Below are 25,823 nucleotides of genomic sequence, written 5' to 3'. Positions count from 1 at the left end.
ATGTCAATGGACTTTAATTATGATGAAATTATGAAAAAAGTAGGATTTAAATATGTTATTCCTGTTATGGTTGCTAAAAGAGTTCAGATACTAAAAGAAGAAGGTTTTGATGCAACATCAAAACCCCTTGTAAAAACATCAGATAATAACCTTGTTACAATAGCTTTTAAAGAAATTGAAAAAGGTCATGTTAGATTAAAAAATAAAGATAAATTAGAGGAATTTAAACCTGAGGTGAAATAGTGAAAAAAATCCTACTATTATTAATGATTATTTTTAATATAACAGCCTTTACTATAAAATTTGATATAGGTATGTCTTTTTTGACAGGAGAAAATAATTGGAATATGGCTTTAAAATTAGGACTTGAACAAAATAATTTTGAGTTTTCAAGCGATATAACATATGTAAGTACTCCGGATTTTTCATTTATTACAATTTTAGATGTAAGTACATCAATTTTAAAAATTAATGAAAATAGTAATATAGATTTTGGAATTGCGTGGTTTAATGACAGAATAACCGAAGATGCTACTCGTAATAGGAGCATATTTTTAATGTATTCTGGTTTAAAATTAAATATTGAGAATTTGTTACTTAAAATAGGTTTTGGATATCCATTGTCTCAAAAAGAATATTCCACCAATCTAACAGATTATATGTTTTTTAAGTTAAATTACATTGTTCCTCCACCTGAAGATTTTATTGATGATTTAAAGCTAGAATTTAGATTTATAAATGGCAGAAAAGATTTTTCAATTTATTTCTCGGAGCCAATAGGGTGAAAAAGGGTTTTATATTATTAGAAACAATGTTTTCTATATTAATATTGTCAATATTATCAATAATTGTCCTTGCGATTTTCGCAAGGACAATTGCTGTATTTGATGAAATTTTAAAAGAAGAATTCAATAGGATAAACATAGAAAATTCAATAATTAATTTATTTCGTTTTTTTAGAGATGATATAAAAGTGGAAACTGCACATTTTACTGATGCAGGATATAAAAAATATTTTGAGTTTGAGCGTAAAAATGGGGAAAAATTGCAATTAGAAAAATATTTAAATTATTTAAGAATGGTCTTTATAGATAAATATAATAAAAAAACATATGAATATTTATATACAGGTAAAATAATTGATATAAATAAAATAGATAATACATTAGAATTTCAATTTGAAAATTACAATTTAAATATATATTCTGAGGAGTGGTAAAATGGCAAATCCAATAATAGAAGCATATAAAATTTTACAAGAAAAGATAAGACATGATAATATGAGAGTATATCTAGAATTATTAGAATCTAAAGTTTCAACTGTAAAGGCAAAATCTATCCAGGAATTATCAAAACAAAAAATAGAAATTACACATATGCATGAAATGCTGAAGGATAATAGTCCTAATGTAAGAATATCTGCATTAAAATATCTTGAGAAATTAGGAAAATTAGATTGTGAAATATTGAAAGAATTATTCAATGATATATCTCCGTTGATAAGAAAAGAAGCGGTAAAACTTTATCTTTCCTTAGGTTGTGAAGAATTTGAACCTTTATATCCATTAACTAGAGATCCAGATTTCAAAGTACGATTTCAATTAGTAAATTCCTTTATAGAGTTTTATCCAGAAGATTTGGAAAAAATTAGAGATAAATTTAAAGATGATCCAAATCCTCAAATTAAAATTTTATTAGATGTATCACAAAATATAAGTGATGTAGTGTTATCAGAAAAAGTTCCATTATCTTTAAAAAAACTTATGTTAAAGCGTTACTTTGAATCAAATGATTCTGTAACTGTTTATAATACATTCAATGAAATTTATAGAAATGCAGATAAATCAATTAAAATGTTATTAATAAAATACATATCTGGGTTACCATGTGAAATTTCAAAATCATTTTTTACAAAAAATATAGATGATGAAGATGATATAGAAATATTATTTGAATTAGCTAATAAAGGAAAGAAAATTTGTGGAAATGAAATTATACAAGATTGGCTTGTAGAAAAATTAATAGATTCTGATATTCCAAAAATAAAAAACTATGGGTTTAAATTAGCAATAGAAAAAGATGACATGAATTATGTTGAATATGCAAGGAGTTTATTGGATGTTGTAGAAGATGAATTGTTATCTGGACCAGTTTCTTATTTATTGCATTTTCTTGATTATGCACTTTTAGAAAAAGTACAGGAGTTTTTGAATTCATTATCAATAAAAAGAAAAAATTATGCATTGCAAATTATAAAAAAATTAAAGGCAGAACAATTTTTAATGGAAGTGACTAAAATAGCTGAAAATAAAGTTTATCCTTCAAATTTAAGAAAAAATGCATTAATTGTATTAAAAACTCTAAAAGCAAATGGATTTTGGGAAGTACCGTACAACATATTAAAAGATGAAAATGAAAATGGAAATTTAAAATTAATTGCGCTCACTACATTATTAAAATTAAATCCTGAGGTTGTTCCAAGTGTTCTTGAATGAGATCTTTCCTAATAAATGTAAAATATGTAATAAAAAAATAAGCTTTAATAAATTGATTTGCGAGTCTTGTGAGGACTCGCTCTTCCAACCTAATATTGTTATGAAAAACGATTATAATATTTATTTTTCTGGTTTTTATGAAGAACCACTTTCTACCTTAATTAAAGAATATAAATTTAAACAAAACAACAATATTGCGAAAATTTTCTCTAAGTTAATATATAAAACATATAAATATTATCAAATAAATTTCAAAGAATTTCCAGAAATATTATATATACCTTCAATAAAAAAGCATTTAAAAGAGAGAGGATATAATCCTGTTTATCTAATTGCTAAAGAATTTTCTAAATTAACAGGATTTAAATTGAATAATAATTTGAAAATACAGAAAGGATATAAAAAATCTCAAATTAATGCAAAAAATTATATTGAGAGAAAAAATCAAATAAAGAACAAATTTATTTTTAAAGGGGATAAAAATAAAATTTATATATTAATAGATGATGTTTACACTACGGGAGCTACTATAGAAGAAGCTATAAAAGTTATTGATACTGTAACTTTTCCAATAATACTTTGCAAAAATGTAAAAAACAAATAATCTTTAATAGTATTAAAATTTAGTTATTATTTTCTATTATTTGTAATTAAATATAAAAATTTAATTTTTCCTATTATATGCTAAATAAAAATATATGATAGAATTTATTATGTTGAATAATATAATGGGGGTTGAATTATGATAATAGATAAAAAGCTCAGTAGTTTATTGGAGAATGAAGAACCAAGTATTCAAGAACTAAGAAATATTGCTAAAAATATGGGTATAAAATTAAAAAGATCAATGAGAAAAAAAGATATTATTAAAGTTATAAAAAACAAATTGATTCAGTTAAAAGAAGAGGGATTAATAACAGATACCTCAAACAAAAATTCTTTTCAAAGTTATAACCTTCATGGAATTAAGTTAATTGATGAAAATCAAGTTTATGTTGAAGAAAATTTTCTTATTATTACTAGTGTTAACTCTAATTGGATATATGCTTTTTGGAATTTTTCAAAAGAAATAATATTGAAAATAGAAAAAATTCCAGAAAGTATGAAGATGATAATGAGATTTTATGATGTAACAAATAAAGATTTTTCTATTGATGAGGTTAATAGAATATATGAATCGACAACAGATTTGAGACATTATAAAGGTTATTATTTCTTTGTTCCTAACAATTCTGCAGAATATGTTGGTGAAATAGGATATTTAAATAGCAAAAGAGACTTTATTCCATTGATTAGAAGTAATAGACTAAAAATGCCTTCTCAAAATATAAAAAATTCAGAAAATATTATATTATACAATCCCAAAACAAATAAAAAGAAAAAAATCAGGAAAAAGGTAGAAATGAAGATAGTTGAAAAAATATCAAGTGTAGCTAATGGAAATATGTCATTACCCCAACTAAGTGGGAAACCCCCAATTTCAGGTGGAGGTTCTTTTGTATGGAATTTGTATTTTTTAAATAGGGGGATAAAAAAATGAATAAAGGTAAAATTTTAATTGTTTTACATTCTCATTTGCCATATGTTAGACATCCGGATTATGAAGAGTTTATGGAGGAAAGATGGCTATTCGAGGCTATAACAGAAACTTATGTTCCTCTCGTCAGAATGTTTAAAAAATTAGAGAAAAAAGGTATAGATTTTAAATTAGTAATGAGTTTTTCTCCAACATTAATTGAAATGCTAAGTAGTATAGATTTACAAGAAAAATATATAAGATATTTGAGAAAAATAATAGAATTATCTGAAAAGGAGTATGAGAGGACAAAAGATGAGGAATTAGTTAAACATAAAATGGCAGATTATTATTATAATAACTTTAAAGAAATAAAACGAATTTATGAAAAAGAATATGATAAAAACATATTAAAAGCATTTAAGGAATTTAGCGATAAAGGAAATCTCGAATTAATAACCACTTCTGCCACACATTCTGTTTTACCTTTGTATTCTGAATATCCAGAAATAGTTAAAATGCAAATTAAATATGGATTAGAAACATTTAAAAAAGCATTTGGTAATTACCCTAAAGGTTTTTGGCTTCCAGAAATGGGTTATTATGAAGGATTAGAAGAGTATTTGAAAGAGTATGGCATAAAATATTTTTTTGTTGAAAAAGAAGGACTGATATATGGTGACCCATATCCTATATATAATGTATATAATCCTATAATTACAAATTCGAATGTATATGTTTTTGCGAGAGATAAAGAAAACAATATTGAAATATTTGATACAGAATCTGGTTATTTAAATGATCCTAGATATAGGGAATTTTACAGAGATATAGGATTTGATAGAGAATATGAATATATAAAGGAATATATAGATAAAAGCGGAGTTAGGTGTAACACAGGTATAAAATATCATAAAATTACAGGTAAAGATAAAGAATTGTATGACAAAGCATTATATGATATAGATGAAGCGTATATAGCTATTAAAGAAGATGTTGAAGATTTTATTGAGAAACGTATGAATCAATTAAAAAAAATAAATTCTGAATATCCAGACTTAGAACCAACTATGGTATACGCATTTGATACAGAATTTTTTGGACATTGGTGGTATGAAGGAATAATGTTTTTAGAAAAAGTAATAGAAAAGTTGTATAATATAGATGATTTGCATATGAAAAAAGCTGAAGAAATATTAATGGAGTTAGATAAAGTGCAATATGTTACACCTTCTAAGTCATCATGGGGGATTAATGGATATTTTGAAGAATGGATAAATGGGAACAACGATTGGATATATCCGGCAATATATGAAATGATATATATATTAAAAAAGAGACTCAATCAAAAATGGAAAAAAGAAGAAAAAGATATTATCGGATTAATGATAAAAGAATTAATGCTAGCTCAGTCAAGCGATTGGCCATTTATAATAAGTTCAGGTACTACAGTTGAGTATGCCGTTAACAGAATAAAAACACATGTGAAACGTTTTTTTGAACTTAATGCAATGCTTAAGAGTGGAAAAATTGAAAAAAATAAGTTAAAATATTATATGTGGGTGGATAAAATTTTTGAAAACATTGATTATAATGATATTATGTAATCAATATCTGAAAGGAGGGCATAAGAGTGCCAGAAAAATATTTTGAAATCAGATGGCATGGAAGAGCTGGACAAGGAGCAAAAAGTGCTTCTCAGTTTTTGACAGAAGCAGCAGTAGAAGCTGGAAAATATTCAACAGCATTTCCAGAATATGGTGCAGAAAGATCAGGTGCGCCAATGAAAGCTTTTAACAGAATAGCTGATGTTCCAATTAGAATAAGAAGTGGTATTGAAAATCCTGATGTGGTTGTAGTATTTGATGACACAATGTTAGGATTACCTGAAATAACTGCTGGATTAACAGAAGATAAATTTATGTTGGTTAATACTGTTATGTCACCGGAAGAAGTAAAAGAGAGAACAGGATTTAATGGAAAAATTTACACAATCCCTGCAACAGATATAGCTTTAGAAGAAATTAAAAGAGGAATTCCTAATACAGTTATGATTGGAGCCCTTGTTAAACTAACAAATGTAGTACCTTTAGAAGTAGTAAAAGAAAAAGTTAAAAAAACATTTGAGAAAAAATTTGGTCCAGAAGTAGTTGAAGCAAATATTAGGGCAGTTGAAAGAGGTTATCAGGAGGTGAAAGGAAATGCCTAAATATGATAGCTGGAAAGAAATGCCAATTGCTGGAGTAATAGATAAACCAGCTACTGCAAGAGAATATCATACTGGTACATGGAGAATAATGAGACCTATCGTTGATAAAGACGCTTGTATAAATTGTATGCAATGTTGGCTTTATTGTCCAGATATGGCAATAAACGGTAAAGTAAAAGAAGATGGAAAAACAGAAATGTTAGGCTTTGATTATAATTATTGTAAAGGTTGCGGAACATGTGCAAATGTTTGTCCTGTTAACGCAATTACAATGAAACCAGAAACGGAATTTTTAAAATAAGGAGGTTGAATATAAATGCCTACAAAGTTAGCAATAACTGGTGCAGCTGCAGTTGCTCATGCAATGAGACAAATTAATCCAGATGTAGTAGCTGCATATCCAATAACACCACAAACTCCTATAGTTGAGTATTTTGCTCAATTCGTAGCAGATGGAGTTGTTGATACAGTAATGGTTCCTGTAGAATCTGAACATTCAGCAATGAGTGCTGTAGTAGGTTCAGCAGCAGCAGGTGCAAGAACAATGACAGCAACAGCTGCAAATGGATTAGCTTTAATGTTTGAAATTGTATATATTGCAGCATCAATGAGATTGCCAATAGTAATGCCAATTGTTAATAGAGCTTTATCAGGACCTATTAATATACACGGAGACCATTCAGATGCTTATGCAGTAAGAGATTCTGGATGGATTCAATTATTCTCTGAAAATTCTCAAGAGGCATATGATATGACAATAATTGCAACAAAATTAGCTGAAAGAGAAGAAGTATTAACTCCAGCTATGGTTAATTTAGACGGATTTATAACTTCTCACGGTGTTGAAGGTGTGGAAATTTTAGATGATGAAGTTGTTAGAGATTTTGTTGGATTATGGGAACCAAAATATCCATTATTAGATGTTGATAATCCTATAACTCATGGACCATTAGATTTATTTGACTATTACTTTGAACACCATAGACAACAACAAGAAGGATTAAAAAATGCATATAAAGCATTACCAGAAGTATTTGCTGAATATGAAAAAATATCAGGAAGAAAATATGATTTCTTAGATTTATATAAAATGGAAGATGCTGAATATGTTATGGTTGTAATGAACTCTGCAGCATCGACTGCTAAATATGTTGTTGATGAATTGAGAGAAAAAGGTATAAAAGCAGGTTTAATTAAACCATGGGTATTCACACCATTCCCTAAAAAAGAATTTTTAGCAGCTCTTGAAGGTAGAAAAGCAGTTATGGTACTTGACAGAGCTATGTCGTTTGGTAAAGAAGCACCATTATACTCATTAATAAAATCAGCATTGTATGAAGCAAAAGAAAGACCATTAATCGGTTCATATGTATATGGTTTAGGTGGAAGAGATGTAACACCATCAATGTTACAAGTTCCATTCGAAGATGCAATTAAAGGCGATTTAGATCCAAATGAAGAAAGATATCTTGGTTTAAAAGAATAATGGAGGTGAATAATAGTGCCTGTAAATATGAAACAATTAATTAATTTGGTAGATAAAGAAGATTGGCCATTCACACAAGGTCATAGATTGTGTCCAGGTTGTAATGCACCAATGGTAGCAAAATGGGCAACAATGACAGCAAAGGCTTTAGGATATGAACCAGTAGTTGGAGCTGCTACAGGATGTTTGGAAGTTTCATCAACAATATATCCATTTACATCCTGGAATATTCCTTATATTCATAATGCATTTGAAAACGTTGCAGCAACAATATCTGGTGCAGAATCAGCATATAGATCATTAAAAAACAGAGGAAGATTAAAGACAGATAAACCAATAAAATTCATTGCATTTGGTGGAGATGGTGGAACATATGATATAGGGCTTCAATCCCTATCAGGAGCTATAGAAAGAGGACATGATTTCCTATACATATTATACGATAATGAAGGTTACATGAATACAGGTAATCAAAGATCAGGTTCTACACCTCCAGGTGCTGATGCAACAACAGAACCAATTGGTAATGTAAAAACAGGTAAAGTTCAATTTAAAAAGAATATTATTGAAATAGTTGCTGCTCATGAAAATGTATATGCTGCAACCGCTTCAACCTCAGATCCTTTTGATTTCATGGCTAAGGTAGAAAAAGGTTTAAAATTTGAGGGACCTGCATTTATTGCAGTATTAGCCCCATGTGTTAGATTCTGGAGAATACCTGAAAGCGATGGTCCAACAATTACAAAATTAGCAGTAGAAACAAAATATTGGCCATTATATGAAGTTGATAGAGGGGTATATAAAATAACAAGAAAACCAAGAAACTTCAAACCAATTGAAGAATATATCAAATCAATTGGAAGATTTAGAAAAGCACTTCAACATCCAGAATATAAAGAAATGATTGATCAAATGCAAAAATATGTTGATACAAGATGGGAAAGACTGCTAAAGTTGGAAGAAACCACAAAAGATATGTACTTAAGATAATAAAAAACAAAAACCGGGGCTTGCCCCCGGTTTTTAGGCTATTTATTAAAATGTAAGGTTAGAGGGGGTTAATAAATGAGAGATTGGTTTGTCAAGTGGGAAAAAGTAATTGTTATACTAATAGTTGTTTTATTTACAGCAGGTATCATCTGGTGGTCTATAGCTACTTATATAGGCGCATCAAAATCCAATACTGCTAATAACACTCCATCAAAAGATAATGCTGTAGCAGTAATTACAAAAGATGGAACAGAATTAGATTATCCTTATTGGATAATGAGTTATGAAGTAAATGATGAAGTATCTCAGATGAGACAACAGTACACTGCATATGGTCAAAATTTAGATCCAGTTTTTGATGAATTAGCATTATCATATAACGCAGTAAAACAATTATTTGACATAAAAGTTATTGAATATTATGCAGATAATAATGGATTAATTCCTGCTGATAAAGAAGTAGAAACAGAATTTAATAAGTATATAGATGATCAAATTGCGAAATTAAAGGAAAACCCTGATACATGGAAAAATTATTTGAATTATTACAAATCAGAGGATAATTTAAGAGATTTAATAAAAACAAATTATAAAGATGCTTATAGAACTCAAATGATAATTGATAGAGTAAAAAATAGTGTTTCAAATATTTCAAAAGAAGAAGGTCTTGATTATATTAAAAATAATTTTGAAGATTTAAAAAATCAATATGAAGAAGTAAAAGCTCAACACATACTTGTTTCAGATGAAGCAACAGCAAATAAAATTAAACAAATGATTGAAAATAAAGATATTACATTTGAAGATGCTGCTTCAAAATACTCAAAAGATACATCAAATGCAACAAGTGGTGGAGAATTAGGATGGTTTAAACATAATACAATGGTAAAAGAATTTGAAGACGCATCATTTGGAGCTACAATAGGTGAATTGGTAGGACCAGTAAAAACTAATTATGGATATCATATTATTAGAGTTCAAGATAAAAAAGTATTTAACAAACCAGAAGATATAATGGATAAATTCCCTGAAATATATTCTGAAATAGAAAAGAAATTAAAAGATGACAAATTTGTCTCTTGGTTAAAAAACTATAAAGAAAAAGAAAACCTAGATATTAAATATTTAGATGAAGATTTAAAAGGTTATAATGAATTTTCTAAATTAAACGAATCTAAAGATGAAGAAAAAATAAAAAACTATGTTTCATTATTAGAAGATATAATTTTTGATGAAAATGGAGAAATATCAATAGATGTTTCCACAAATGAAATGGCTTTGTATATAAATGTTTCAGGATTATTGAAAGGTATTTTGGAAGATAGATTAGATAAATTTACAAAATACCTTACATTAAAAGATGATGTTGATGAAGAAATACTTAAATTAGGATTAGATGAAATTAATAAAAAATATGATGAAATAAGCGAACAAATGAAAAATGTTAAAGGTGAAGATTACACTAACTTATTAAAAGAAAGATTTAAATATGAAGATGCAAAAAACTTTTTAGAATTAAAAGATGAGTTAAAAGAATATACTGATGCAGAGATTTCCAAAGGGAAGATTGAATTAGAAAAAACATTAGATGAATTAAAAGCAAAAAGAATAAAAGTATTAGACGAATTATTTGCTGAATATCCAAGTTCTACAAAAACAGTTGAATACTATTATCAAGAATCACCAGAAAATCCAGAAGTTGCATTAAAATATTCTGAAAACAAATTTAATACCTATAAACAGTACTTACAGTATATTGATGCTAATGCAATGTTCCAATATTTCGGTCAACAATTAAGAGAAATAAGTTTTAATCTAAATAGGGTAGCTTTTTCAAAAGCTTCAACAGAAACAAGAATAGAAGCATTAGAAACATTAATTGATTTTAACGATACATTTAGTCAAGACAGTTTTTCGAAAATTGGTTATTTAGAAGAAATTAAAAAATTAGATCCAAACTATCCAGGAATAGATAAAATGATTGAAGATGCAGAAAAAGAATATGAAGAATCAAAAAATGCAACAATGACAAATAATTAATTTTTTTAAAATGGAGAGCTTTTGCTCTCCATTTTTTATTTATATTAACAAAATGAAAAAATAATCATTAATAACTTGTTAATAACCGTAATTATGAATAATTTCACTTAATCATTTATATATACATTTGTTATTTTTTTAATAAAGTAGTAATATAATAATGAGGGGGTGTATAAAATGGAAAAGTTTTATGAAAAAACTCTATTAGAGGAACTGCATAATATTCAAGATACATATGGCTATATTCCAGAAGAACAGATAATTAGAATTGCTAAAATTCGAAAAATACCAAAATCTCAGCTATATGGAATTATTTCATTTTATTCTATGTTTCATGTTGAGCCCAGAGGTAGGTATATTATAAGAATTTGTGATAGTTTATCTTGCCATTTAAATAATTCTGAAAATGTAGTAGAAACAATAAAAGAATATTTGGGAATTGAATCAAGAGGAACTACTAAAGATAAAAAGTTTACTCTTGAAATTGTCGAATGTTTAGGACATTGTGGAGAAGGACCGATTATGATGGTAAATAATAAAGTTTATACAAAAGTAACTCCGCAACAGGCTATTTCTATCTTAAAAGAATGTATATAATAAGGTGGTGAGAAAATGTTAGAAGAAAAAATCTTTTTAAAATCAGATATTGAAAAAACTATGAGTAATTATGAATTCTTGGGGTTGAAAAATTCATTGAAAATGAATCTAGAAGACATTGTGAAAAAAATAACCGACTCTGGTTTACGAGGAAGAGGTGGGGCTGGATTCCCAACAGGAAGAAAATGGGAATTTGCTTTAGCTCAAGAAAATGATGTGAAATTTTTAATTTGTAATGCAGATGAAGGGGAGCCAGGTACATTTAAAGATAGATTTTTACTTGAAAATATGCCATTTAAAGTTTTAGAAGGAATTATAATAGCAGCATATGCAGTTAAAGCAAATTTTGGATATATATATATTAGAGGAGAATATTCAAAAGCAATAGAAATTTTTGAAAACACTATAAAAACAGCATATCATAGCGGATTGCTTGGGAAAAAAATATTAGGAAGTGATTTTGATTTTGAATTGAAATTGATAAAAGGAGCAGGAGCATATGTTTGTGGAGATGAAACGTCGTTAATTAATTCAATAGAAGGTAAAAGAGGGTTTTCAAGAATAAAACCGCCGTATCCTGTTCAAAAGGGATTGTACGATAAACCTACAGTAGTAAATAATGTAGAAACATTGTCAACGGTAGCAGAAATTATGAAATATGATGAAAATATTTATGCTCAAATGGGAACCGAAAAAAGCAGAGGTACTAAATTGGTTTCAATTAGTGGTGATGTAAAGCTTCCGGGAGTATATGAAATAGAATTTGGAAGTGTGACTTTAAAGGAAATCATAGAATTGGCAGGTGGAGTAAGTTATGATTTGAATTTTGTTGTACCAGGAGGATTAGCAACTTCGATATTAAAAAAAGATGAAATTGATATACCTTATACATATGAAGATTTAGAAATGGCGGGTTCATCTATAGGCTCTGGTGGAATGATAGTTGTATCTCAAAAACATGATTTAGTTGATTTACTATTAAACGTTTCAAATTTTTTTGTTAAAGAAACATGTGGAACCTGCTTTCCTTGCAGGGAGGGTAATAGAAATATTAAAGAGATATTATTAAATTTAAAGAGAAATGGTTATAAAGAAGAATATAAAAAGATTATAGGTGAATTAAAAGAAGCGATTATGTTAGCTGCAAGATGCGGTTTTGGTCAATCTTCTGTTAATTTTATTTATTCTGTTTTGGATAAATTTTTCCATGAAGAGGTGATATAATATGAAAATCACTATTAATAATAGAGAATACGATATGCCTGAAGGTATTACTATATTAGAAGCAGTGAATAAAGTTAATATAAAAATTCCAACATTATGTTATATTAAAGGAATGGATCCTTATGGGGGTTGTAGATTATGTGTTGTAGAAATAGAAGGATCAAGAACATTAGTTCCGTCTTGTGCTGTGAAAATTAGTGAGGGTATGAATATTAAGACCCATACTGAAAAAGTTAGAAAAGTCAGAAAAACAATAATGCAATTAATAGTTGCTTCTCATGGTATTAGTTGTGAATTAAATTGTTTAACATGTCCAAGAGCAACATCTTGTGAGTTAAGAACAATAGCGGAAGAAATAGGTGTAACAAAAATAAATATTCCGCCTGTTGAAAAAAAATTACCATCAGATTTTTCTAGTTATTCAATTGTCAGAGAACCAACAAAATGCATAGTATGCGGAAGGTGTATAAGAGCGTGTTCAAATATTCAAGGAGTTAATATATTTACTTTTGCAAATAGAGGTCCAAATACTATAGTGACAACATTTTTGAATCAGGGTATGGGTAATGTTGATTGCACAAATTGTGGCCAATGTGTGATGAATTGTCCTACAGGTGCTTTGCATGAAGTGTATCATATTGAGGGAGTATGGAAAGCTATAAATGATCCAGAGAAGGTAGTAATTGTTCAAACAGCACCAGCTGTTAGGGTAGCTATAGGAGAACCATTTGGTTTAGAACCCGGGACTATTTCAACACGTAAGATGGTTTCGGCATTAAGGTTATTAGGATTTGATAAAGTTTTTGATACTAATTTTACTGCCGATTTAACAATAGTAGAAGAAGGAACAGAATTTATACATAGATTTAAAGAAGGGGGAAAATTACCATTATTCACATCGTGTAGTCCGGGATGGATAAAGTTTATCGAACACAATTATCCAGAATTTTTACCTCATTTATCATCTGCTAAATCTCCTCAACAAATGTTTGGAGCAGTTGCAAAACACTATTATGCTAAGAAGTTAGGAATTCCTAAAGAAAAGCTAGTAGTAGTTTCAATAATGCCATGTACCGCCAAAAAATATGAAATGCATAGGCCAGAACTTGCTGGAGATGTAGATTATGTACTAACAACAAGGGAATTAGCAAAAATGATAAAAGAATCAGGAATTGACTTTACTAATTTACCGGAAGAAGAATATGATAATCCATTTGGAATATCAACAGGAGCAGGGGCAATATTTGGAGCATCAGGTGGAGTTATGGAGGCCGCACTAAGAACTGCGTATGAGATATTAACAGGAAGAGAATTAGAAAAGTTAGATTTTACCTCTGTTAGAGGTTTAAAAATGGTAAAAGAAGCATCTGTTGAAATAAATGGAAAAATAATAAAAGTTGCTGTTGTAAATACGCTAGGTGCAGCAAGGAAAGTTCTTGAAAAGATGAGAAATGGTGAGTTGCAATATCATTTTATTGAATTTATGGCTTGTCCTGGTGGATGTATTGGTGGTGGAGGACAACCAATACCAACTAATGAAGAAGTATTATTAAAACGTATGGAATCTATTTATGAAATAGATTATGAAGCAAAATTAAGAAAATCACATGAAAATCCAGCAGTTAAAGAATTGTATAAGGAATTCCTTGGAGAACCAAATAGTGAAGTTGCACATCATTATCTGCATACTCACTATGTAGCACGAAACTAATTCTAAAAAAAATAAATATTTATTGATTTGAAATGAGGCTTAATGGCCTCATTTTTATTTTAATATACAACATTCCAAAAAAAGCTGTTAAGTGGAAATAATCAAATATTATAGCGGATATTTGTTATATAGTAGATTTAAATAGAGTTTAATTTAAGTATAAAATAATGTAAAATTTAATAAAGATGAAAAAAATAAAAAATAAGGAGGATCTTATGAAAAAGTATAAATTAAAGTGTATAAGTTGTGGAAAAATCTATGAACCAGATGATATTGAATATACTTGTCCTATTTGTGGAGATAGATTAGGAACTTTAGAAGTTATATATGATTATGATAACATAAGGATAAATAGGGAAGAATTTTCAAAATATGAAAAAATATGGCAATTTGAGAAAATTTTACCAATAACAAAAAATAGTTATAGGTCACCATTAAATATTGGGGGGACACCATTATATAATTTTCCAAAATTATCAGAAGAGTTGGGATTAAAACAATTAATTATAAAATATGATGGAACGAATCCAACAGCATCCTACAAAGATAGAGCGTCAGCTATAGCTATTACTAAAGCATATGAAAAAGGTTATGAAACAATCTATTGTGCATCAACGGGGAATGCTGCTAGTTCTTTAGCTGGGTTAAGTGCTCCTACAAAACTAAAAACATTTATATTTCTTCCTGCGTCTGCTCCAATAGCTAAAATATCACAATTGTTTATATATGGTGCTAATGTAATACCTATAGATGGTACTTATGATGAAGCTTTTGATATCTCAATGAAAATAGGAGAAGAAAAAGGATGGTATTGTAGAAACTCTGCAATAAATCCATATTTATTAGAAGGTAAAAAGACTGGAGCGCTTGAAATAGCAGTTCAGAATAATTGGGACATCCCAGATTACATCTTAGTTAGTGTTGGGGATGGTACAGTAATTAGTTCTTTTTATAAAGGTTTTTATGATTTTTATAAATTGGGGTTAATAGATAAAATACCTAAAATCATAGGGGTTCAAGCAGAAGGAGCAGCCGCTGTAAAAAGGGTATTTGATAAAGGAGAGCCATTTCTACCAGATGATATAGAAACAAATACGATTGCTGATAGTATAAGTGTTGGAAAACCAAGAGATGTTATAAAGGCATGTAAATATGTAAAAGCAAGTGGAGGATATTTTGTAAGTGTATCGGATGAAGAAATATTAAACGCAATATATGAATTATCATTAAAAACAGGAATATTTGGCGAACCAGCAGGAGCAACATCCTATGCTGGATTAAAAAAGATATCTAAAAAACTTGGAAAAGAAGCAAAAGTAGCTATTGTAATTACAGGCAATGGTTTAAAAGATGTAAAAGCAATAGAAAAATTTGTTAATCTAAAAAAGGTTAAACCTGAAATAAATGCAGTAAGAGAGGTGATTGAAGAATATGAAAATAAAATTTAAATTAAATGGTAAAGATGTCGAATATGATGTTTTAGAGTATAAAAGAGCCTTAGATTTCTTAAGAGATGATATGCGAATGACTTCTGTAAAGGAAGGATGTGGTGAAGGGGAGTGTGGAGCTTGTACTATTATATTAAATGGGAAAAATGTTAACTCATGTATGGTTTTAGCTGTTGAACTTGATGGTCAGGAAGTTTGGACTTTAGAAGGATTAAATGAAAAAGGAGATACTGTTATTCAGGAGGCTTACATAGAAAAAGGAGCTATTCAATGCGGATTTTGTACTCCAGGATTTATTATGTCAACAAAAGTTCTTTTAGATAATAATCCAAATCCAACAGATGAAGATATAAAAGAAGGATTAGAAGGAAATTTATGTAGATGTACAGGTTATACAAAAATAATTGAAGCAGTGAAATTAGCAGCAGAAAAACGAGGTGAGAATAATGAAATTTAAATATTATAAACCTCAGACTATCGAAGAAATAAATGAGTTAAAATCAAAATATGATGCAAAACTGTTGTCAGGTGGAACGGATTTAATGGTTAAAATGAGAGCAAAAGTAATAAATCCAAAGGTTATTATTGACACAAAAGGAATAAAAAAAGAAAATATATCATTTAAAGATGGAAAGGTAAAAATACCTTTAAACACCACATATGCTGATTTGTTAAATAATAAGGAATTTAAAAATAGATATCCAATGATTGTTGATATAATAAACCAAATTGGATCGCCGCAAATTAGAAATAGAGCTACGCCAATAGGAAATATTGGTAACGCATCACCAGCAGGGGATTTTTTGCTTGCCACTTATTTATTTAGAGGATATGCTGAGATAAAACCATCAAATAAAAAGATAAAAATTTCTAAACTGATAACTGGACCAGGGAAAGTGGCTTTAAAACCAGAGGAGATTATAAGCTCTATTGAATTAAGAGATAGAAGTGAATATAAATATTATTATGAAAAAGTAGGAAAGAGAAATGCTATGAATATTTCTATTATAAGCATAGGAGTATTATTAAAACGTGTAGGAGATATTATTGAAGATATAAAAATAGCGTATGGTTCAGTTGGTCCTACTGTTATTAGATTTAAAGAATTAGAAAAAGAAATGATAGGTAAAGAGTTTTCTAAAAAAACATTTGAAGAGTTTGGGGAAAAATATATGCAAAACATTAATCCAATAACAGATGTAAGGGCTAGTGCAGAATATAGGAAAAAGATGGTAAAGAATTTATTAATTAAAGCTTATTATAATTTTAGCAGGGAAGGGTGATAGGTGTGATTGAGATTAAAGAATATTATAGACCAAAAAGCGTAGATGAGGCATATGAAAAACTGAAAAATACAGAAGGAGCAGAAATAATAGGTAGTGGTGCATTTATGAGGTTATCTTCAAGAAAAATAGGCCTTGCAATTGATTTACAAGATACTGGTTTGAACTATGTAAAGATTGAAAATAATGAAATAAAAATAGGAGGAGCAACAACATTAGGTGAAATGGAAAGAAGTGAAATAATAAAAAATGGCTTCAATGGTGAGCTTCATAAAGCATTACAATCAATATGGTCTGTTCAGTTAAGAAATATAGCGACTATTGGAGGAACAATTTTTCCTAGATTAGGATTTTCTGACTTAATTACTGTATTATTAGCTTTAAACACAGATATAGTTTTATATAAAAATGGAAGAATGCCATTAGAAGTATTTTTAGAGGAAAAAATAAGAAAAGACATTATAGTTGAATTAATAATAAAAAAAGAAAATAGAAAACTTTCTTTTCAGTATATGAGGAATTCTTTTTATGATTTTTCAATATTAAATGTAGCTGTTTCTGTTGATGAAAATAAAGATTTTAGAATAGCTATTGGTGCAAGGCCAGCAGTTGCTACTTTATCTAAGAAAGCAATGGAATATTTAAAAGAAAATAATAATATAGAAGAAGCAGCAAAAATTGCAGCAAATGAAACATCCTTTGGTACAAATATTAAGGGATCTAAAGAATATAGAGAAATGATTGCACCTGTTCTTGTAATAAGAGGATTAGAGGAGGTTTTAAAATGAAAATAAATTTAATAATAAATAAAGTAAAAAAAGAAGTAGATATAAATCCTTCTGAATTTTTATTAGATGTATTAAGAAGGTTAGATTATATGGGTGTTAAAAAAGGTTGTGACACAGGAACATGTGGAGTTTGTACAGTTTTAATGGATGGAAAACCAGTATTATCTTGTTCGGTATTAGCTGCATCAGCAGATGGTCATGAAATCACAACAATAGAAGGATTAGAAAATGATCCAGAATTCAAAGAGATATCAAATGCTTTGCTTGAAGAAGGTGCAGATCAATGTGGATTTTGTAGTCCAGGTTTAATTCTTAACGTTTATGCTATGAAAAAAGAATTAAAAAATCCAAGTGAAGAAGATATGAAAAAATATTTAGTTGGGAACTTATGTAGGTGCACAGGTTATGTTCCTCAAATGAGAGCAATAAAAAAGTATTTTGAGGTGAAAGCATGAAAGAAGTAAAAAGACCTATTAAAAAAGTTGATGGTTATGGATTAGTTAGTGGGAAACCGGTATATACTGATGATTTAGCGCCAAAAAATTCTTTAGTGGTAAAAATTTTAAGAAGTCCCCATGCTTTTGCAAGAATAAAAAGTATAGATACTTCTAAAGTAGAAAAGTTAGAAGGTGTAGAATGTATATTAACATATAAGGATGTTCCTAAAAATAGATTTACAAGGGCTGGACAAGGATATCCTGAACCATCACCATATGACAAATATATTTTAGATGAGTATGTAAGATATATAGGAGATGAAGTTGCAGTTGTTGCTGCAAGAGATGAAATTACAGCTGAAAAAGCATTAAAACTTTTAGATATAGAATATGAAGTATTAGAACCTGTTCTTGATTTTGAAAAGAGTAAAGGATCAAAATCGGTTATACATCCAGAAAAGGATTATAAAAGTGAAAGTTTTGTAAGTTCTGATCCAAAAAATAATATAGCAGCAACATATGAAATGAGTATAGGTGATGTTGAGAAGGAAATAGAAAATTCAGATGTAGTAGTAAAAGAAAGATTTTATACACAGGCTCAGGCACATGTTATGATGGAACCACATGCTGCTTACTCATATATGGATATGCAAGGTAGACTTGTTATTGTTAGTTCTACACAAGTTCCATTTCATGTAAGAAGAATATTAGCTCATGCCTTAGATATTCCAATAAAGAAAATTAGAGTAATTAAACCACGTGTTGGTGGTGGATTCGGTGGGAAACAAGGTATCCATGGAGAACCTTATGTTGCTTTAGTAACATTAAAAACAGGAAAACCTGCAAAAATTTATTATACAAGAAAAGAGGTTTTTGAATCAACATATACAAGACATCCAATGAGATTTGATGTTACTATAGGAGCAAATAAAGATGGAAAAATAAATGTTATAGATGTTAGAGGTCTTTCTGATACAGGTGCATATGGTGAACATGCATTAACAACATTTATGGTAGCAGGATCTAAAGTGTTACCTATGTATAATAAAGTAAATGCTGTTAGATTTGGAGGCGATGTAGTATATACTAATCATCCATCAGCTGGAGCATATAGGGGTTATGGTGCAATTCAAGCTAATTTTGCTATAGAATCAGCTATGGATATGCTAGCATATAAGCTTAATATAGATCCAGTAAAATTAAGAGAAATTAATATGATAAGGGAAAATGAAACATCTCCTATCTTCAAAATAATGGGTGAAGGTAGAGAAGGTGTTGATATGATAGTAAGAAGTTGTAAATTAGATGAATGTGTGGAAAAAGGTGCAAAAAAGATTGATTGGGAAAATAAATTTAATGCCAAAAAAGAAGGAAATAAAGTTAGAGGTGTTGGAATGGCTATTGCAATGCAGGGTTCTGGTATTGCAAAGATAGACATGGGGGCTGCAACATTAAAATTAAATGAAGATGGATCATTTAATTTATTAATAGGAGCTACTGATATTGGAACAGGTAGCGACACCATTTTATCTCAAATAGCTGCTGAAGTATTAAATGTTCCAACAGAAAGTATAATTCCATATTCTTCAGATACGGATGTTACACCATTTGATGTTGGAGCATATGCATCAAGTACAACATATGTATCTGGAAATGCTGTAAGAATAGCAGCAGAAAAGATGAAAGATGAAATAATTAAAGCTGGAGCAGAATATTTTGAAGTTTCAGTAGAAGAAATAGAATTTGATGGAAAGGAAATAAAAACAAAAAATAATAAAATATCTTTACAAAAATTAGCAGAAATTTTATATTACAATGAAAATCAAAAGCAATTGAGTACAACAGGTTCATATGTTGGAGAGGAGTCACCACCACCATTTATGGCCGGATATGCTGAGGTAGAAGTTGATACAGAAACAGGTAAAGTCGATTTGTTAAATTATGTTGCTGTTGTTGATTGTGGAACACCTATTAATCCTAATCTTGCAAAAGTACAAGTTGAAGGCGGACTTGCACAAGGAATTGGTATGGCGATGTATGAAGAAGTAAAATATGATAAAAATGGAAAGCTATTAACGAATAATTTAATGAATTATAAAATACCTTCGAGGGTTGATATTAAAAATCTTGATGTTGAATTAGTAGATAGTTATGAGCCAACAGGTCCATTTGGTGCAAAAAGTGTTGGGGAAATAGGAATTGATACGCCACCCGCTGCCATTGCAAACGCAATATATAATGCAGTAGGTATAAGAATAAAAGACTTGCCAATAACTCCAGAAAAAGTATTAAAAGCCTTAAAAAATAAATAGTAAAAAACCTCTCTCGTGTTTGAGAGAGGTTTTTTTGATGGGTAAATTTAACTTAAAGTACAAAAAAACATTTTAGTTGTAACCTTGAATTAATATATCTAAGATATAATAATTTTGAAATCCCCATCCCCCGATTCCATATAGATATATGGTTTCATAAAAGCTCCAGAGAAATCTGGAGCTTTTATTTTATAAGATTATATTATTTCTATTTTCCTCTGTAACTTCTATAATTGGTAAATCATTTAAAAAATAATACCTTTCTTGAAAAAATAATCTTATAATACCTACAAAATTTTTAGATTCTTCTATTAATCTTTTTATTTCATTTAAAAAAGCTGGATATTTCTCTTCTAAATAACCTATTTCGTCAATAATAAAAAAATCTGGAAATCTAATATTTTTTAGTTCATTGACAATTTTTTTAAATCCGATTTCATTTATTTGCATTCCATAATCAGATTTTTTTCCAATAATGTACTTAGTATTAGAATTCAATAACCATGCATAAACATTTTCACCAATTTTTTTCGTGAAAATTCCATATTGTATATTATATTTTTTTATAGCTTTATTTAAAATTGTAGATTTTCCAACCCCCATTTTTCCCGTTAATAATATTTTCATAATATCCCACCATTATGCAATAAAACTTAAAATAGAAGCAATTATAGTATAGTATCCAAAATATTTTAATTTTCCGTTAATAACAGTTTTTTTCAAAATATAAAGTCCTATAACACCAAAAATAAAGGTTGCAATTCCAGAATAAATTACAGGAGATGTGAATACAACATTATGAATTTCCAACAAACCTGCACCAAAAGTTACTGGTAAACTCATTAAAAAAGAGTATTTTAATGCTGCTTCTTTTTTAGTATTTAAAAGTAAAGCACCAAACAATGTGAATCCACTTCTTGAAATTCCAGGGAAAATTGCAGCAGCTTGAAACAAGCCAATAATTATTGCATCAGTATAAGATATATCCATTAATTCTTTTTTCCCATTGAATCTATCTGATAATATCATAGCAATTGATGTAAATAAGAAAAATATTCCAACTAATTTTAAAGAAGAAAAAGCATTTGAAATCTGTTCTTCGAATAAAATTCCGATAAAAGCAGCTGGAATGGATGAAACAATAATTTTTAAAGCTAAAGTCCAAGAATCTTTTTTACCTGTAAATATTCCCTTTATTATAAACCATACCTCTTTATAAACAAATAATAATACAGCAAAAAATGTCATCAAATGTAAAAAGGCAAAAAAAGAAACATTTGGATTAAAACTTATAATTTTTGAAAATAAAGCTAAATGTCCTGAACTTGAAACAGGTAAAAATTCTGTTAAACCTTGAATAATTCCTAATATAATTTCCTGCATACCCACACCTCTTTCTAAAAAATTATTCTTTTAAAATTTTTTCAAGATATCTTGAAATTATTATACCTATAATAAAGAAAATATAAGTTAACCACTTAGAAGTTATAGGGAAAATAATTATAGTTCCAGCTATTGTTAATCCTATTAAAAAAGATATAACCTGTTCATGGAATCGTTCTATTAATTTTTCCAATAATTTTATTATTAGAATTAGTCCTAACAGAACTCCAATAGCAACAGGAATAAGAATTTTAAAATTCACATTAGATATAGCATCAATAACAGGTTTATATATTCCTAGAATTAAAAGCATAGATGATCCGCTTATACCAGGTAAAACCATTGTAGTCGCTCCGATAATACCACCTAAAATTAAATACCAAAAAGATATATTTTGACTTGAATTTTCATAACTTTCTGCAAACTTTAATAAAAAAAATGTAACTGTAAATGAAATTACTATAATAGAAGAATTGGTTCCTTTTTTGAAATTTATTTGACTTAATAAATAGATTAAACCACCAATAATCAAACCTGTAAAAATACCATATGAATATTCAGGGTATCTTTCAAAAACAAATGACAATAATTTTGAGAATAAAATTATAGAGGTCCCCATTCCAAGAATTAGAAAAATAATTACATGTAAACTTTCTTTTTTCCATTTAAGAGATATAAAATCAGATGCTGCCTTTAAAATAATCTCGTATCTTCCTGAAATAGCTGCAATAGTTCCACCGCTAATTCCGGGTAATAAATTAGCTATTCCCATGATTAATCCAAGGATAAAATCTTTCAAATAATACACCTCCAATAAGAACTATTTGATAAAAAATTATTTATATTTAAAAAATCTTTTTAAAACTGAAAAATGAGTTATACCAAATCTTTTTAAATAGTATATAATAAGAACAATAGTTGAAATTAAAAGTAATATAGTCCAAAAATTAATAACAATAGTAGAATACAAATATATCCATAGGAAAGCACCAACTCTATCTACAAAATTAAAATCTGGAGAGTTTAGTTTTATTAATTCATATGATACAGAATCATCCTTTACATGAACTTTCACATAATGATAAAAATCATGATCTGGATTTTTTCCAACAAGTTCAGCTCCAGCACCGCCTGTTACAGTATAAGGTATATTATCCCATTTTCCCGTATAATATCCGTGGATATGGCCAAAAAATATTTGAGTTATATTATAATTTTTCAATAGATTAAATAATTCTTGAGCATTTTTTAAGTTTTTTAGAGAATGTCCTGGTTGTTGTTCGATAGGTTTACGTGGATCATAAATTGGAACATGCATAAAAATAAAAGTATATTTATAATTTTTAGATTTTTCTAATTCATTTTTTAACCACTCCATTTGCCATGGATCCAATTCCTCTTCGTTAGAATTATCAAGCATAATAAAGTATGAATTTTTCAAGTGAAATGAATAATATAATGGACCAAAAATATTTAAATATCTACTCACTCCACCATCTGCAACATCGTGATTTCCAACAACAGAAAGCATAGGCTTTTTTAGTTTTTTTACTTGCTTTAAGAAAAAATCATATTTTAATGGATTACCATCAAAAACCATATCTCCAGTATTAATTACAAATCTAACTGAATTATCATTATTAATGTTATAAATAATTTTATTAAAAGTAGAAATAGAATTCTTATTGTCTCCTAATACAACAAAAGTATATTCACTATTAACAACAGAATTTTTAATAGCAGATACACTATTAAAAATCATATTTTTATCTTTGGTTTGTATAAATGGATAAGACACTTTTAATAATGAAATAATAGCAAGTAAAATAAAAAAAACAATTATAAATTTTCTTTTAAGCATATCCATGAAATTACTCCTTTATTATAATATTCTATATAATTATATCAAAAACAACTTAAAAATATAATAAGATTTTGAGATAATATGATTTAAAATAAGTTTTATTGTGATATAATGTTATGTTAAAATAATATACTGGAGGGATGATGATGAAAAAATTACTTATAGCTATGTTTCTATTAGTATTAACTATTTATTCATTCTCAAATGTTATGAATATTTCTCAAGCAAGACAATTAAAAGATTTACAAACAGTGGTAATTAGAGGAATAGTAACGGTAGAACCGGGTCCTTTTGATGTAAATATAATTTTTGTTCAAGATCAAACTGGTGGAATTAATTTATATTATCGTGGAGGACAATTTAATGATGTAAAAAGAGGAGATTTAATTGAAGCAAAAGGTTATATATGGACACATAGAAATAACACGGAGTTGGTTTTAGAAAGTGATAATTCATCTCATTATTATAAAATTCTTTCTAGAAATAATCCTTTGCCAACACCAATTGAAATAAAAACTTCAGAAATTAATAATGAAAAATATGAAGGATTATTTTTAAAAACAAAAGGTAAAATAGTAGAAATTGATAAATATGATATTAGAAAAATATATATAGATGATGGAAGCGGAAAAGGTATGGTGTTCATAAGAGAAAATACAGGTATAAACTCAGCATTATTTAAAGTGGGAATAAATATGGAAGTTGTAGGTGTATTGGGGCAATATATGTCAATACATGAATTATGGCCACGAGATATCAAAGATATACATGTAGATGATATTTTTCCGCCTAAAGTAAAAACATATGCGATTAGAGATAATTATATTTTGGTGGAATTTAATGAACCAATAAACCCAAAAAGTATATTAAAAAATAAATCCGTTAGAATTTTAAAGGCAAATATAAAAAATATTGAAACTTTAAGAGATAATACTATGATAAAAATTGAAATAGAAAATATACCTGATAATTTTAAACTTGTTTTAAGGTCTATTTCTGATAAAAGTGGAAATAAAACAGGGATGATTATTTTACCAATGAATATTGAAAAAGATAATTATAAAAATAGGGTATTATTTGATAATAATCATGGTCAAACTGCAGGTAATGCAGATTGGGTAATTAATGGGGGATATTCTGATTTTGCTGACGCAGTAAAAAATCTTGGTTTAAAGGTTGAAGAAATAAAAGAAGACATTCATGAAGATATATTAAATATGTATAAAATTTTAATAATACCAGAACCTAATAAACCTTTTAAGGATTTTGAAATTTCAGCAATTTTGAAATTTGTAAAAAATGGTGGTTCACTATTTATTATTGCAGATCATGGAAATTCAGATAGAAACGGAAATGGTTGGGATTCACCTAAAATTTTTAACACATTTGTTGAGAACTTTGGATTTAAATTTGCAGGAGATGATTTGGAAGAAGCACCATTAGCTCATGTATATAATCATGAAATAACGTCTAAAATACAAAAAATAGGTGTTTGGAATGGATCATCTATAAAAATATTAAATGAAAATGTAAAAGTTTTAATTGCAAATTCAGAGAATAAACCATATATGGTTGTAACTACATATGGAAAAGGAAAAGTAGTTGCAATTGGTGATAGCTCTCCATTTGATGATGGTACTGGAGATACAGGTGATTTACTACATAATGGATGGCAATGGGGAGATGATGCACAACTTGCTATTAATGTAATTAAATATTTAATAAAATAAAAGCGAGGCAAAAGCCTTGCTTTTATTTATGATATAATAAAAAAATCATTTTGAGAATTGTATATATTAAAAATATTTTTTATAATTGTCTTGTATTTTAATTATCATGCAGAAACTTTAGCCATGGTGAATCCGCTAATCCTTTGCGTGTAGTATAAAATTGCGTATAAATAATTATCCCATTATCCAACATAAATCGTGCCATCATTACCAATAGCAGGCGAGGAATAGATACCGTTTTCCGTCTTAAACTTCCATTTCAAAGTACCTGGTTTAACAAATTTAAATGTAGATATATCACTTTCGCTAT

At 28.2% G+C, this 25,823-nt stretch carries 26 protein-coding genes; 22 read left to right on the top strand and 4 right to left on the bottom strand.

Features of this window, described 5'->3' with window-relative positions:
* From ACYQ44_RS07670 to ACYQ44_RS07570, 21 genes are all read left to right on the top strand, one after another.
* The gene (locus tag ACYQ44_RS07670) at positions 1-243 is read left to right on the top strand and encodes a DNA-directed RNA polymerase subunit omega (protein ID WP_459996406.1); all 243 of its coding nucleotides are present in this window, start codon (positions 1-3) and stop codon (positions 241-243) included.
* Positions 243-785 carry a hypothetical protein gene (locus ACYQ44_RS07665; protein WP_459996405.1) on the top strand — a complete coding sequence of 181 codons (543 nt, stop codon included), beginning with the start codon at positions 243-245 and terminating at the stop codon, positions 783-785. The genes ACYQ44_RS07670 and ACYQ44_RS07665 overlap by 1 nt, the downstream gene beginning before the upstream one ends.
* Positions 782-1,219, top strand: coding sequence for a hypothetical protein (locus ACYQ44_RS07660; protein ID WP_459996404.1), 438 nt, complete (start codon positions 782-784; stop codon positions 1,217-1,219). Before ACYQ44_RS07665 ends, ACYQ44_RS07660 begins: the two co-directional genes overlap by 4 nt.
* 1 nt (position 1,220) lies before the next feature.
* Positions 1,221-2,495: a HEAT repeat domain-containing protein gene (locus tag ACYQ44_RS07655; protein WP_459996403.1), complete on the top strand. Its 1,275-nt coding sequence runs from the start codon at positions 1,221-1,223 to the stop codon at positions 2,493-2,495.
* A 100-nt stretch (positions 2,496-2,595) separates the two neighbouring features.
* On the top strand, positions 2,596-3,099 hold the full coding sequence (locus tag ACYQ44_RS07650; RefSeq protein WP_459996402.1) for a ComF family protein: 504 nt from the start codon (positions 2,596-2,598) through the stop codon (positions 3,097-3,099).
* A 138-nt stretch (positions 3,100-3,237) separates the two neighbouring features.
* The gene (locus ACYQ44_RS07645; protein ID WP_459996401.1) at positions 3,238-4,035 is read left to right on the top strand and encodes a DUF4912 domain-containing protein; all 798 of its coding nucleotides are present in this window, start codon (positions 3,238-3,240) and stop codon (positions 4,033-4,035) included.
* Entirely contained in the window at positions 4,032-5,618 is a 1,587-nt protein-coding gene (locus ACYQ44_RS07640; RefSeq protein WP_459996400.1) for a glycoside hydrolase family 57 protein, read from the top strand. The genes ACYQ44_RS07645 and ACYQ44_RS07640 overlap by 4 nt, the downstream gene beginning before the upstream one ends.
* Before the next feature lie 26 nt (positions 5,619-5,644).
* Positions 5,645-6,220 (top strand): 2-oxoacid:acceptor oxidoreductase subunit gamma family protein, encoded by a 576-nt coding sequence (locus ACYQ44_RS07635; RefSeq protein ID WP_459996399.1) that lies wholly within the window; start codon positions 5,645-5,647, stop codon positions 6,218-6,220.
* The gene (locus tag ACYQ44_RS07630; RefSeq protein ID WP_459996398.1) at positions 6,213-6,521 is read left to right on the top strand and encodes a 4Fe-4S binding protein; all 309 of its coding nucleotides are present in this window, start codon (positions 6,213-6,215) and stop codon (positions 6,519-6,521) included. The genes ACYQ44_RS07635 and ACYQ44_RS07630 overlap by 8 nt, the downstream gene beginning before the upstream one ends.
* 15 nt (positions 6,522-6,536) lie before the next feature.
* Positions 6,537-7,706, top strand: a complete 1,170-nt coding sequence (gene porA / locus ACYQ44_RS07625; protein WP_459996397.1) for a pyruvate ferredoxin oxidoreductase — start codon at positions 6,537-6,539, stop codon at positions 7,704-7,706.
* Between the two features lie 15 nt (positions 7,707-7,721).
* Positions 7,722-8,696, top strand: coding sequence for a thiamine pyrophosphate-dependent enzyme (locus ACYQ44_RS07620; protein WP_459996396.1), 975 nt, complete (start codon positions 7,722-7,724; stop codon positions 8,694-8,696).
* A 75-nt stretch (positions 8,697-8,771) separates the two neighbouring features.
* Positions 8,772-10,736: a peptidylprolyl isomerase gene (locus ACYQ44_RS07615; protein WP_459996395.1), complete on the top strand. Its 1,965-nt coding sequence runs from the start codon at positions 8,772-8,774 to the stop codon at positions 10,734-10,736.
* 177 nt (positions 10,737-10,913) lie between these two features.
* On the top strand, positions 10,914-11,333 hold the full coding sequence (nuoE, locus tag ACYQ44_RS07610; protein ID WP_459996394.1) for an NADH-quinone oxidoreductase subunit NuoE: 420 nt from the start codon (positions 10,914-10,916) through the stop codon (positions 11,331-11,333).
* A 15-nt stretch (positions 11,334-11,348) separates the two neighbouring features.
* Positions 11,349-12,557 carry a complex I 51 kDa subunit family protein gene (locus ACYQ44_RS07605; RefSeq protein ID WP_459996393.1) on the top strand — a complete coding sequence of 403 codons (1,209 nt, stop codon included), beginning with the start codon at positions 11,349-11,351 and terminating at the stop codon, positions 12,555-12,557.
* 1 nt (position 12,558) lies between these two features.
* Entirely contained in the window at positions 12,559-14,268 is a 1,710-nt protein-coding gene (locus ACYQ44_RS07600) for an NADH-dependent [FeFe] hydrogenase, group A6 (RefSeq protein WP_459996392.1), read from the top strand.
* A 215-nt stretch (positions 14,269-14,483) separates the two neighbouring features.
* Positions 14,484-15,716 carry a threonine synthase gene (gene thrC, locus ACYQ44_RS07595; RefSeq protein ID WP_459996391.1) on the top strand — a complete coding sequence of 411 codons (1,233 nt, stop codon included), beginning with the start codon at positions 14,484-14,486 and terminating at the stop codon, positions 15,714-15,716.
* Positions 15,700-16,173 (top strand): (2Fe-2S)-binding protein, encoded by a 474-nt coding sequence (locus ACYQ44_RS07590; RefSeq protein WP_459996390.1) that lies wholly within the window; start codon positions 15,700-15,702, stop codon positions 16,171-16,173. The genes thrC and ACYQ44_RS07590 overlap by 17 nt, the downstream gene beginning before the upstream one ends.
* The gene (locus ACYQ44_RS07585) at positions 16,163-16,999 is read left to right on the top strand and encodes an FAD binding domain-containing protein (protein ID WP_459996389.1); all 837 of its coding nucleotides are present in this window, start codon (positions 16,163-16,165) and stop codon (positions 16,997-16,999) included. Before ACYQ44_RS07590 ends, ACYQ44_RS07585 begins: the two co-directional genes overlap by 11 nt.
* Positions 17,000-17,004: 5 nt before the next feature.
* Positions 17,005-17,787, top strand: a complete 783-nt coding sequence (locus ACYQ44_RS07580) for an FAD binding domain-containing protein (RefSeq protein WP_459996388.1) — start codon at positions 17,005-17,007, stop codon at positions 17,785-17,787.
* Positions 17,784-18,242: a (2Fe-2S)-binding protein gene (locus tag ACYQ44_RS07575; RefSeq protein WP_459996387.1), complete on the top strand. Its 459-nt coding sequence runs from the start codon at positions 17,784-17,786 to the stop codon at positions 18,240-18,242. Before ACYQ44_RS07580 ends, ACYQ44_RS07575 begins: the two co-directional genes overlap by 4 nt.
* On the top strand, positions 18,239-20,536 hold the full coding sequence (locus tag ACYQ44_RS07570; protein ID WP_459996386.1) for a xanthine dehydrogenase family protein molybdopterin-binding subunit: 2,298 nt from the start codon (positions 18,239-18,241) through the stop codon (positions 20,534-20,536). The genes ACYQ44_RS07575 and ACYQ44_RS07570 overlap by 4 nt, the downstream gene beginning before the upstream one ends.
* A 189-nt stretch (positions 20,537-20,725) precedes the next feature.
* Here the strand turns inward: ACYQ44_RS07570 and ACYQ44_RS07565 are convergent, their stop codons facing one another.
* From ACYQ44_RS07565 to ACYQ44_RS07550, 4 genes are read right to left on the bottom strand one after another with little or no spacing between them, the layout of a single operon-like run.
* A complete protein-coding gene (locus ACYQ44_RS07565) occupies positions 20,726-21,163 on the bottom strand; it encodes a nucleoside-triphosphatase (protein WP_459996385.1) in 438 nt (145 codons plus the stop codon).
* A gap of 12 nt (positions 21,164-21,175) precedes the next feature.
* Positions 21,176-21,919, bottom strand: coding sequence for an undecaprenyl-diphosphate phosphatase (locus ACYQ44_RS07560; RefSeq protein ID WP_459996384.1), 744 nt, complete (start codon positions 21,917-21,919; stop codon positions 21,176-21,178).
* Between the two features lie 22 nt (positions 21,920-21,941).
* Positions 21,942-22,727, bottom strand: a complete 786-nt coding sequence (locus ACYQ44_RS07555) for a DUF368 domain-containing protein (protein ID WP_459996383.1) — start codon at positions 22,725-22,727, stop codon at positions 21,942-21,944.
* A 27-nt stretch (positions 22,728-22,754) separates the two neighbouring features.
* The gene (locus tag ACYQ44_RS07550; RefSeq protein ID WP_459996382.1) at positions 22,755-23,786 is read right to left on the bottom strand and encodes a metallophosphoesterase family protein; all 1,032 of its coding nucleotides are present in this window, start codon (positions 23,784-23,786) and stop codon (positions 22,755-22,757) included.
* Positions 23,787-23,929: 143 nt separating this feature from the next.
* Here ACYQ44_RS07550 and ACYQ44_RS07545 point away from each other — a divergent pair, with 143 nt between their 5' ends.
* Positions 23,930-25,513, top strand: a complete 1,584-nt coding sequence (locus tag ACYQ44_RS07545; protein ID WP_459996381.1) for a Gldg family protein — start codon at positions 23,930-23,932, stop codon at positions 25,511-25,513.
* Positions 25,514-25,823 lie beyond the last annotated feature (310 nt).

It is taken from the genome of Marinitoga arctica (assembly GCF_054657315.1).
This window is presented reverse-complemented; position numbering and strand designations above follow the sequence as displayed.

Bases quoted from the DNA above. Each gene is read 5' to 3' on its own strand.
- ACYQ44_RS07655 (WP_459996403.1), top strand. From the start codon at position 1,221: ATGGCAAATCCAATAATAGAAGCATATAAAATTTTACAAGAAAAGATA.
- ACYQ44_RS07645 (WP_459996401.1), top strand. From the start codon at position 3,238: ATGATAATAGATAAAAAGCTCAGTAGTTTATTGGAGAATGAAGAACCA.
- ACYQ44_RS07650 (WP_459996402.1), top strand. From the start codon at position 2,596: ATGAAAAACGATTATAATATTTATTTTTCTGGTTTTTATGAAGAACCA.
- thrC (WP_459996391.1), top strand. From the start codon at position 14,484: ATGAAAAAGTATAAATTAAAGTGTATAAGTTGTGGAAAAATCTATGAA.
- ACYQ44_RS07550 (WP_459996382.1), bottom strand. From the start codon at position 23,786: ATGGATATGCTTAAAAGAAAATTTATAATTGTTTTTTTTATTTTACTT.
- ACYQ44_RS07560 (WP_459996384.1), bottom strand. From the start codon at position 21,919: ATGCAGGAAATTATATTAGGAATTATTCAAGGTTTAACAGAATTTTTA.
- ACYQ44_RS07630 (WP_459996398.1), top strand. From the start codon at position 6,213: ATGCCTAAATATGATAGCTGGAAAGAAATGCCAATTGCTGGAGTAATA.
- ACYQ44_RS07600 (WP_459996392.1), top strand. From the start codon at position 12,559: ATGAAAATCACTATTAATAATAGAGAATACGATATGCCTGAAGGTATT.
- ACYQ44_RS07640 (WP_459996400.1), top strand. From the start codon at position 4,032: ATGAATAAAGGTAAAATTTTAATTGTTTTACATTCTCATTTGCCATAT.
- ACYQ44_RS07605 (WP_459996393.1), top strand. From the start codon at position 11,349: ATGTTAGAAGAAAAAATCTTTTTAAAATCAGATATTGAAAAAACTATG.
- ACYQ44_RS07575 (WP_459996387.1), top strand. From the start codon at position 17,784: ATGAAAATAAATTTAATAATAAATAAAGTAAAAAAAGAAGTAGATATA.
- nuoE (WP_459996394.1), top strand. From the start codon at position 10,914: ATGGAAAAGTTTTATGAAAAAACTCTATTAGAGGAACTGCATAATATT.
- ACYQ44_RS07570 (WP_459996386.1), top strand. From the start codon at position 18,239: ATGAAAGAAGTAAAAAGACCTATTAAAAAAGTTGATGGTTATGGATTA.
- ACYQ44_RS07590 (WP_459996390.1), top strand. From the start codon at position 15,700: ATGAAAATAAAATTTAAATTAAATGGTAAAGATGTCGAATATGATGTT.
- ACYQ44_RS07545 (WP_459996381.1), top strand. From the start codon at position 23,930: ATGAAAAAATTACTTATAGCTATGTTTCTATTAGTATTAACTATTTAT.
- ACYQ44_RS07585 (WP_459996389.1), top strand. From the start codon at position 16,163: ATGAAATTTAAATATTATAAACCTCAGACTATCGAAGAAATAAATGAG.
- ACYQ44_RS07670 (WP_459996406.1), top strand. From the start codon at position 1: ATGTCAATGGACTTTAATTATGATGAAATTATGAAAAAAGTAGGATTT.
- porA (WP_459996397.1), top strand. From the start codon at position 6,537: ATGCCTACAAAGTTAGCAATAACTGGTGCAGCTGCAGTTGCTCATGCA.
- ACYQ44_RS07615 (WP_459996395.1), top strand. From the start codon at position 8,772: ATGAGAGATTGGTTTGTCAAGTGGGAAAAAGTAATTGTTATACTAATA.
- ACYQ44_RS07565 (WP_459996385.1), bottom strand. From the start codon at position 21,163: ATGAAAATATTATTAACGGGAAAAATGGGGGTTGGAAAATCTACAATT.